The sequence below is a fragment of the Dyadobacter ginsengisoli DSM 21015 genome, assembly GCF_059568735.1.
Genome location: NZ_JCANTY010000002.1, coordinates 1,006,641 through 1,015,655, shown reverse-complemented (window position 1 = coordinate 1,015,655; position 9,015 = coordinate 1,006,641). Strand labels below are relative to the sequence as shown.

Below are 9,015 nucleotides of genomic sequence, written 5' to 3'. Positions count from 1 at the left end.
TTAACCGACAATGCAAATGTTACCGTGGATTATAATGCTCCAACGCCTCCGGTTGCCACCGATGATTCAGACGCCGGCAACACACCCGGCAGCGATGCAGTGGTGAACCTTTTGACCAACGATGACCTTTCCGATGGCAGCCAGGCTACACCGGCCAATACCTCGGTAGCCCTAATTGCCCCGGCGGGCGGTACTTTGAACCCGGATGGAACCGTAACTGTCCCCGGTCAGGGAGTATGGACTTATAACCCAGCGACCGGCGATCTGACTTTTAACCCGGATGCAGGCTTTACCGGCGACCCGACCCCGATCTCTTACACATTGACTGAAACAGCCACCGGCTTGACCGACACTGCAAATGTGACGGTGGATTATGATCAGGTAATACTGGCCGACTATGGTGATTTGCCTTATAGCGGTGCTACGGTCAATTATCCGAAGGTAAAAGCGGCATTCACTGATGCGGACAACAACCACGTCCCTGATGATGCCGGCGCGGTATGGCTTGGAACCCTGATCGACGCGGAAGCCGATGGTTTTACCAACCCTGTCGATCCGGCGGATTATGGCAAGGGCGATGACAAGAGCGGTGTCGCCGATGAGGACGGCCTGAAGGTAAATGGTCTGATGCAAGCCGGTACATCAACCTGGACAATTACAGCGAATTCAAATCAACCCAGTACAGTGCACTACGGCATGTGGGTGGATTGGGGTACCCCCACAACTGCGCCTGACGGGACATTCGATGATTTTTATTCGGGTACGATCACCACTGCCTCACCGGCCAGCCAGACGGTATCGGTAACAGTACCTGCCAGCTTCCAGAAAGGATCGGTGGTGAATGTGAGGCTGGTAGCGAGCCCGACAGCACTCACGCAGGCGACAGGTTTCAATACCGACCTGGCCAACGGGGAGATTGAAGACTATCAATTCTCTTTCGACGACGCTATGCCTGTGCGTCTGGTGAGTTTCCAGGCCAAAGTCTCCGAAGGTGACGTGCAGCTCGACTGGAAGGCTACCGATCAGGAAAATTTCGACCGCTATGAGGTAGAAAGGTCGCTGGACGGCAAGCATTTTGGCAAAATCGGTGAGGTGGCCTCCAACAATGAGGCAGCGGGTACCTATGTGTACGGCGACCGTGCGGCTGCCGACTATGGTTCACAGTTGTATTACCGGCTCAAAATGGTCGATACGGATGGTAGCTTTTCGTATAGTGTAATGCGTTCAGTACGTTTCGGGGACCTTTCAGCGGGCAGTATTTACCCCAACCCTGTTGCCGACAAGCTGTTCATCCGCATGAGTGACTGGAAACTGGTCAAATCGGTTACGATCTACAACCTGGCAGGTTTGCAGGTTTACAGCTCGGGACCGGTGGCATCGGGGATGGTGGATGCGAGCGGTTTGGGCCATGGCATTCATATATTACAAATCCGCTATACCGACGGCACGGTCCGCGCCCAGAAATTTATCCGCATCAAATGAAATTAGCTTGGAGCAAACCGGTACCTGTGGGTTTTCACAGATTGCCGGTTTGCTTTCATGCTATTCCCCGCATTTTATGCTTTAACCATCTACCCATATAGAACAATGAAAATTGCAATCGTTGAAGAAAATCAAATTGTCCGCCAGGGGATGTCCCACATTGTCCAAATGATCGTCGTCCATGCTGACCTCGTTAGCGTGGCATCACTGACGGACTGGCAGCTTGCTTACCCTGGCGTACAGCCAGACATTGTGCTCAAGGTAGTGCGTAAGAGCGAACAGGTGGACCAGGTGGTTACCATGTTTGTACATAAAATCCGGGCATTGTTTCCGGGAGTTTTCGTTATCCTTCTCAGCGGAGACATGAGAAAATCCACGATTCAAAAGTACCTCGCTAATGGCGTAAAGGGTTACCTGGACAAAGCCGCTGATGTCAATGAATTACAGGACTGCATTGAGAAAGTCGCCAAAGGGGACACTTATCTGAATGTAGAAATCATATTCAATTTGTTAAGGGAGAAAGGAGGGCAAGGTAAAGGTAACCTGCAATCCCGGAAAACTACGGAGGCGTAGCAGCTTCCAGGCGACTTGATACAATCGTTCCTTTAAAATACTTGCCGCATATTGAATCGATGCTGCAGCTGCCGAAAATAAGTTTACTGTAAACTTAATCGTGCCTGCCTTTTTTATTGTATTCTCAAATAATCTTTGAATCGGACAATCGTCGTCCATCCTCAACCGATGTATTTGACGAACATATTGTGCCCACAAAAAGAAAACCCATCTCAAAAGAGATGGGTTTCAAGTATTGCTCAACGTCGCTTAGGAAGTATTATTTCCCGATACAAAGCTACACTATTTTAAGTTAAAATCAATAAAAAATATTTAGCTAAATGTTTGTAAAGTAGTTCTATATATGATTGATCTATTGTGAAATATGACGAATAACTTCCATACTTTATTGATCAATTTTTGCTTTTACCTATTTAAATATAATTAGAACCGATTCCTTTACATGTTAACAACAAACAAGAGTCGACAAAGCGGAAAGGATTTAAGAAGGTTTCTTAAATTCCAAATACAATGAAGGTCGCTAGGTCAATAAGGTTTCGTTTGGAATGTCTATGTTTTACCTCAATTGTGGCCAATTTGGCTCATTATGGAGCTCCATGATGTAACTTCTCGTTTTGTTGATATCACAAATAGATGGAAACAGAAGCGCTGCTGAGTGTAGAATTGTAGAACTACTTTTTGATATAAATAAATAAATTAACCACGCTAATTATGCCTCCAAAACATGCTGTTTATATACTTTTGTATCCGGCATATGTCACATTTTAGGTCTCCAAAAAATATTTTTCTATACACGCATAATTTGTTTTGAAGCTGGGTGATTGTGTAATACGTTAATGCATGGCTATGCTAGTATCCGACTAAGAGGGCGAGTAGTTTAATGAGGTTGCTTGATTTTAAGTAACCTCATTTTTTAATTAAATCATTATACTGAGATCGACTATATTATTTTATAAAAGCGGTTTTTACACTAAACTAAATCAACTGAAAAATGGAAATTCTTGATCTTGCCAAAGCATATTTTAACAAGGGTACAGTGGTGTCTATCGCAGAAGGTATCGGAGAGGAGCCCACAATAGTTCAAAAATCAATTAATGTCATTTTACCTGCCATACTTGCCGGTATTATGGAAAAAGCTTCCACGGCGAACGGCGCTCAGGGGCTGGTTTCGCTGCTGACCGAACATGACGGGGATTCCATCCTCACCAATTTTTCAGATCTACAGTCGAAATTTGGGAAGTATAAAGATCTGACGGGATACGGCGCTAAGATCCTTTCTGCTCTTTTTGGATTGAAGGTGGACAAAGTCGAAGAGGCGGTCGCGGTGCAAAGCGGGATCAGCAAGGCAGGAGCCTCATCTCTTCTGAACATCGCCGCCCCGGTTTTGGTAGGGGTCATCAGCAAGCATTTCAAAATGTCGGGAATGGGAGTGTCCGGTCTTGTGAGTCTTCTCATGCAGCAAAAAGAAGCCCTTCATGCTGCGGTTCCCGCCGGGTTACTGGCTTCCCTGGGCTTTGCCGGCCTGGGCGATTACAAAGGAAAGGAGGTAAATCCTGCCAAAACCTTTGATAGCCCTACCTATCACTACGAACCGCAAAAAAAGCATTCGATTCAGTGGTTGCTCTGGGTTTTGGGAGGGCTGCTGTTGCTTGGGGCCTTTCTGACTTTCAGGGCATGCCGGAACGACCATGGTGTAACGATACAGGAAGCGGCAACCGAGGCGGACTCTATGGCGGGCAAGGTCTCCGATACATTTGATTCTGTTGCGGTGCGTGCCAATGCAGGCTTAGAGGCGTTGGGGAATTTCTTCAAGTTAAAATTACCGGGTGGCGTGGAGCTGAACGTTCCTGAATTGGGGATTGAAAATAAGCTGGTAACATTTATCGAGGATTCCTCCAAACCCGTAGACAAAACGACGTGGTTCAATTTTGACAGGATTAATTTTGAGACTGGAAGCGCGAAACTAAGCGCAGAGTCGCGCGAGCAAACTAAAAACATCGCAGAAATCCTGAAAGCTTTTCCGGATGTGACATTAAAAATCGGGGGATATACCGACAATACGGGCGATCCGAAATCGAACCTCAAATTATCCCAGGACAGGGCAGAGGCCGTCAAGACCGCGATAATATCCGAAGGAATTGACAACAAAAGGCTGGATGCAGAGGGCTATGGCGACGCGCACCCGGTTGCAAGTAATGACACGGAGAACGGCCGTTCTCAAAATCGGAGGATCGCGGTAAGAGTAACCAACAAATAAAGACCATAATAATTTTATTAGCCTAGGAAAGATAAACCGGGTCGGGAAGGAACAATAGTCACCATGGTTTTTTATCTTAATGGGCAAATAAGCCTTAGAGAAACCGTTGGATCTATTTTCTTTCCCGCCCCAATTATCAAGCATCGCGCTGATGACTGCCTGGTTTTACCTGGTTAACTCCGTTGCGTGCTCCCTGGCGCAGTCCGTCAATCCGTATGTGATGGAACACTATACGGATGAAAATGGCTTGCCCCAAAACAGCATCAATGCGATCGCGGAGGATTCCAAGGGCTTTTTATGGTTTGGCACAGAATCCGGCCTCGTGAGATTTGACGGGCAGTCGTTTTTTGCTTTTGACAAAGCGGCCCTCGGTACCCAGGGTAACAGGATCAGGTACTTTCTCCCCGCAACAGGCACTCCAGGGCCAGAGAAGCCACTGTTTTATTCCTGTGACGGCGTCAACACCTATGTCGGGGTTTTTCCGGATTCCTATCCGAGGAAGGTTGACCACTATCCCGACCAGCAAATCCGAAATGCCCTCACTAATGCTGCAAAAGAGGCCAAGATCCATCAAATTCTGAGTTTGCCCAGGCACTTTGCATTTTACATAGACACCCTCAAAAGCCCCGATATGGGTATTCTTGCGGTAGGCAATAACGAATACTATTTTCGCCGCAATGGGAATGTTGCGTACTATCGGGGAGCTAATAGGGTATATTCTGTGAATGTTCCTGAAAATCAGGGGATATTTTACAGAAACGGAGAATTATTCGCCGCGCGGCAAGACGGCAGCCTGATCAGGATAGAGAGAGGCGGAAGCCAAATGGTGGCATTACGCGGGGATATTTTGAAGGACGCGGATTTTGAACAAAAGAAAAGTAAGATAACTTATTTCTGGAACAACGTATCCTTTCAGTTGTTCGCGCACCTTTCAGGGAATCTCTACCGGATTAACACGATCCACAAAAACACGGCGGACACCGAACTGCTCCTGACAGGAATGGACCTGGAGAAACATGGGGTCCTCTGTATTTATGAGGATGATAATCAAAATATTTATCTTGGATGCAGGACGGAAGGACTCTACTATTTCAGAAAGAAACAGTTTCAGGTGGCCGTAGCTCCGGAAGATTCAATAGGCAGCGTTTTTTATTCGATTGCGCCTGCCGGGGATAATGCGATTATTACCCGCCAGGGCTACCGGATCAATCTGAGCCCTGACAGTCCTCCTATCAGACAGGACAAGTCAAAATTGGGACATTTCTGGTTGTGGAGTTCTTTGGCCAAGGACAAGCAGGGGAATCTTTGGATGGCCGAGACCAGTTCGCCGGTTGACAGGCAGCTCAGCAAGTATACGGCAGATGGCAAAAAATTGCTGGCTCGCTGGGATGTCCCCGGGGCAGTCGCAGGCACGTATTGTGATCCGTCCGGCACCATTTGGTTTGAGACCGACGTAGGCGTTTTGTATTATCTTTCATCGAAGGAGTCGGCGGGAACAACCCCCAGGCGCTTTGTCACGACCAAACTGGGCGGTATCAATTCATTTTATCGAAGTGGTAGTAATCAGCTTTGGCTCGGAACGTCGATAGGCCTTTATGCGGTCGATATCAGGTCAAAGGCCATTACTACCTTTAAGGACCTGATCGGAAAAAATGTCCGCAATATTTACGGCGCAGGCAATGAACTATGGATTTGCACTTATGGTGACGGGTTGTATTTATACAAAGGCAACCGGCTTACTCATTTTCCGCTGGACAAGGAGAAGTACCTGTCTTCGGTACATTGCATTGTAGCCGACCGGCAGCAAAGATTCTGGCTTTCCACCAATAACGGACTGTTCGTTGTTAGCAAGGCCGACCTGTTGCGCTATGCCGCCGGGGAAGCGCCATCTCCATATTATTATTACTTTGACAAGGCCAGCGGTTTCAATACCAATGAATTCAATGGCGGTTGTCAACCTTGCGGTATTAGATTGCAGTCAGGCAACATTGTTTTCCCTTCGATAAACGGGGTCGTCTATTTCAATCCGGACAGCCTCACGATGGAGTATCCGGACAAAGAAATTCTGATCAGTGAGATCCTGGTAGATGGAAAGCCTGTCAAAGTTGGCGGGAGTATCACGGTCGAAAGGAATTTCGGACAGATGCAGCTCCTGATTTCAACGCCCTTTTTCCAAAACAAGAAAAATATCCGGTTGAGCTACAAGGTTTCCAACGGCGAGGGAAGTGGTCCGTGGATTCCCGTCACAGATCAGGGACGGATCTATCTTTCCGGATTGAATCCGGGTGATAATGTGCTTAATATCAAGAAGATTGATGGTTTTGGGAAAGATAATGCTTCATTTACTTCAGTAAAGATCCTTGTGCCTCCCTACTGGTACGAAACCAGCTGGTTCGCTGCCGTGCTGATTTTACTGACTTTGATTGTGATCTATTTCTTTTTTAAGGCCAGGGTGAAGTACCAGGCGAAAATGAGCTACAACCAAAATCTGCTAAACAATGCCCGGCTGTACGGGGATATTATCACGTCAATCAATCATGATGTGCAAACCCCCATGCTCTATGTTATTTATTCCCTCGAGCAGATCAATGAATACCTGGCGTCTCCCGGCCAATCCGATGCCAGGTACTCGAAAGTAGGAGCGGAAGCGCTGTCGTCGTTGCGGAGGATAAATGCTTTGACTAATAATTTATTACACTATTTAAAAGTCAACCTCTACCAGAATAAGCATTCGATTGCCACAACTTCGGTTGAGCTGCGTCCGCTGATTTCCGATATCGTCGAAATGTTCTCGGCAAAAATTGCACGGGATCATATTAATGTTTCCAATCTGGTGTCAGAGGACGAAGAGGTGATTCTGAACCCCCAGGTTTTTTCGGTAATCCTGCACAATCTGATTGATAATGCCGTAAAAGTGAGCAAGGAAGGGACGATAACCATCTCTACCACCATGCACCAAGGCAAGCGGCAACTATTGATCGAGGACTCCGGGCGGGGTATGCCAGCCGCGGTTTCCGATTTTCTGATGGCTGATGCGGAAATCTTCAAACCCGCGGATCGCGATCACGTAGATTCGCGGATGTCCCATACCGGTGGTTTGGGTTTAATCATTGTAAAGGATCTATGTCAGCTCTCAGGGATAAATTTGGACGTAGTATCCCGGCCGGGGAATGGAACACGTATTTATCTGGCGGCTTTGCAAAATGGAAATTGACCAGAACTAATTATGCTAAAATCCCGCAAAGAGGCTTGATAGGCAGTTATTTGGCCGTTGATTTGGCTTTCCATCCCGATACCGGCATTAACACCGGTCTTATACCAATCTCCCGCATGCTTTTATAGGCCGTCACAGTCTGACGGACATCACCACCCGGCCATGGACCACGGCGTCCCGTTGGCACATTTCTGGTTGAATTTATTGTTGTCAGCGCCGCTTAACTGTTTTTGCATAAAACTACTTCTATCACTGTTCTTATTAGTTTTTGCTGGGTTTCAAAAATATCTAAGTCGTGGAATCGACGGATGTTCTTCACATTTGTCTGGCAGGAGACGTTTTGTTTTCGATGTCCATCAACAGAATGACGATGAAGATAGCAATCATAGAAGAGAACCAGTTTGTACGGCAGGCACTGTCCCATGTTGTTCAAAATATCACGGATCAGAAAAACCTTCTGGGGGCCGAGTCACTTATCCAACTCATGGAAACCTATCCCAAGGCAGATCCGGAGATTATCCTCAAAATTGTCGGCCAAAGCGAATCGTTTGAACAGGTGATCACCCAATTTGTACATAAAGCCAGGATCTTATTTCCGGACAGCCGGATCATTTTATTCAGCGGTGATTTAAGAAGGTATACGATACATCGTTACCTGGTAAACGGCGTGAAGGGTTATCTGGACAAAACGGCAGATGTCGCTGAGCTGGCAGCGTGTATCAAAAAGGTCATGCGGGGCGGGGTTTACCTGAATGTCGATGTCATCTACAAGGTGCTCGTTGAAAATGGTAACAGCCAGCACAGGGGTGGTCCCAAAAGCCGCAAAACCGCAAAATCTGACAAACACTAGCGCCCGACGTTGGCGAGGAGATCCCTCAGTTCCACGATATTGCGTACACTCAGTTTTTCGAAAATCTTGGATTTATGACTGCTCACCGCGGGTGCCGAAACTGAAAGTTTGGTGGCGATCTCGTTGGTGGGCAATCCGGAAACCAGTAATCGCATTACTTCGAGTTCTTTCTGAGACAGTTTGTCAAGCGCTTTGGAAAAAGGGTCCTCGTCGTTCAGCAGCTTTTCTATATAAACCTGTTGCATGTTTGGGCTCAGGTATTTTTTGTTCTGCATTACCGCATTGATCGCATTGCAGATCTCTTCTCTCGGACTACGTTTCGGGATGTACCCGTCCGCACCCGCCTTCATATACGAAGCCGCGTATTGCGTTTCTTCAAAAGCGGAAAACATCAGGATCTTCAAACCCGTTTGTCGCAACCGGAGGCTTTCGATCATGGCAAGCCGGTTACCTCCCGGGAGGTTGATATCCAGAATGATCAGATCAAATCGTAATTTTTGTACCAATGCGAGCGCATCGTCAAAATTCTCGGCCAGGTGAACTTCGGCGCCGGGAAATTGCTCTTCCAGCAGGCGCTCGATACCCATCAACACAATTAGATGATCGTCGGCAATTAAAAATCTGGCCATAAATTCAGGA

6 protein-coding genes are annotated in these 9,015 nt (G+C 47.1%); 5 read left to right on the top strand and 1 reads right to left on the bottom strand.

Annotated features, from left to right (window positions below):
- From BP71_RS10340 to BP71_RS10320, 5 genes are all read left to right on the top strand, one after another.
- A partial coding sequence (locus BP71_RS10340) for a GEVED domain-containing protein (protein ID WP_496378783.1) occupies nucleotides 1–1,482 on the top strand: 1,482 nt, incomplete at its 5' end.
- 105 nt (nucleotides 1,483–1,587) lie between these two features.
- Nucleotides 1,588–2,055: a response regulator gene (locus BP71_RS10335; protein WP_496378781.1), complete on the top strand. Its 468-nt coding sequence runs from the start codon at nucleotides 1,588–1,590 to the stop codon at nucleotides 2,053–2,055.
- Nucleotides 2,056–3,046: 991 nt separating this feature from the next.
- Nucleotides 3,047–4,312 carry a DUF937 domain-containing protein gene (locus tag BP71_RS10330; RefSeq protein ID WP_496378779.1) on the top strand — a complete coding sequence of 422 codons (1,266 nt, stop codon included), beginning with the start codon at nucleotides 3,047–3,049 and terminating at the stop codon, nucleotides 4,310–4,312.
- 151 nt (nucleotides 4,313–4,463) lie between these two features.
- Nucleotides 4,464–7,526, top strand: a complete 3,063-nt coding sequence (locus BP71_RS10325; RefSeq protein WP_496378777.1) for a sensor histidine kinase — start codon at nucleotides 4,464–4,466, stop codon at nucleotides 7,524–7,526.
- Nucleotides 7,527–7,896: 370 nt separating this feature from the next.
- Complete coding sequence (locus BP71_RS10320) at nucleotides 7,897–8,376, top strand: response regulator (protein WP_496378775.1); 480 nt, start codon at nucleotides 7,897–7,899, stop codon at nucleotides 8,374–8,376.
- Here BP71_RS10320 and BP71_RS10315 read toward each other — a convergent pair.
- Nucleotides 8,373–9,005: a response regulator transcription factor gene (locus tag BP71_RS10315; protein ID WP_496378773.1), complete on the bottom strand. Its 633-nt coding sequence runs from the start codon at nucleotides 9,003–9,005 to the stop codon at nucleotides 8,373–8,375. The genes BP71_RS10320 and BP71_RS10315 overlap by 4 nt on opposite strands.
- Between the last annotated feature and the right edge of the window lie 10 nt (nucleotides 9,006–9,015).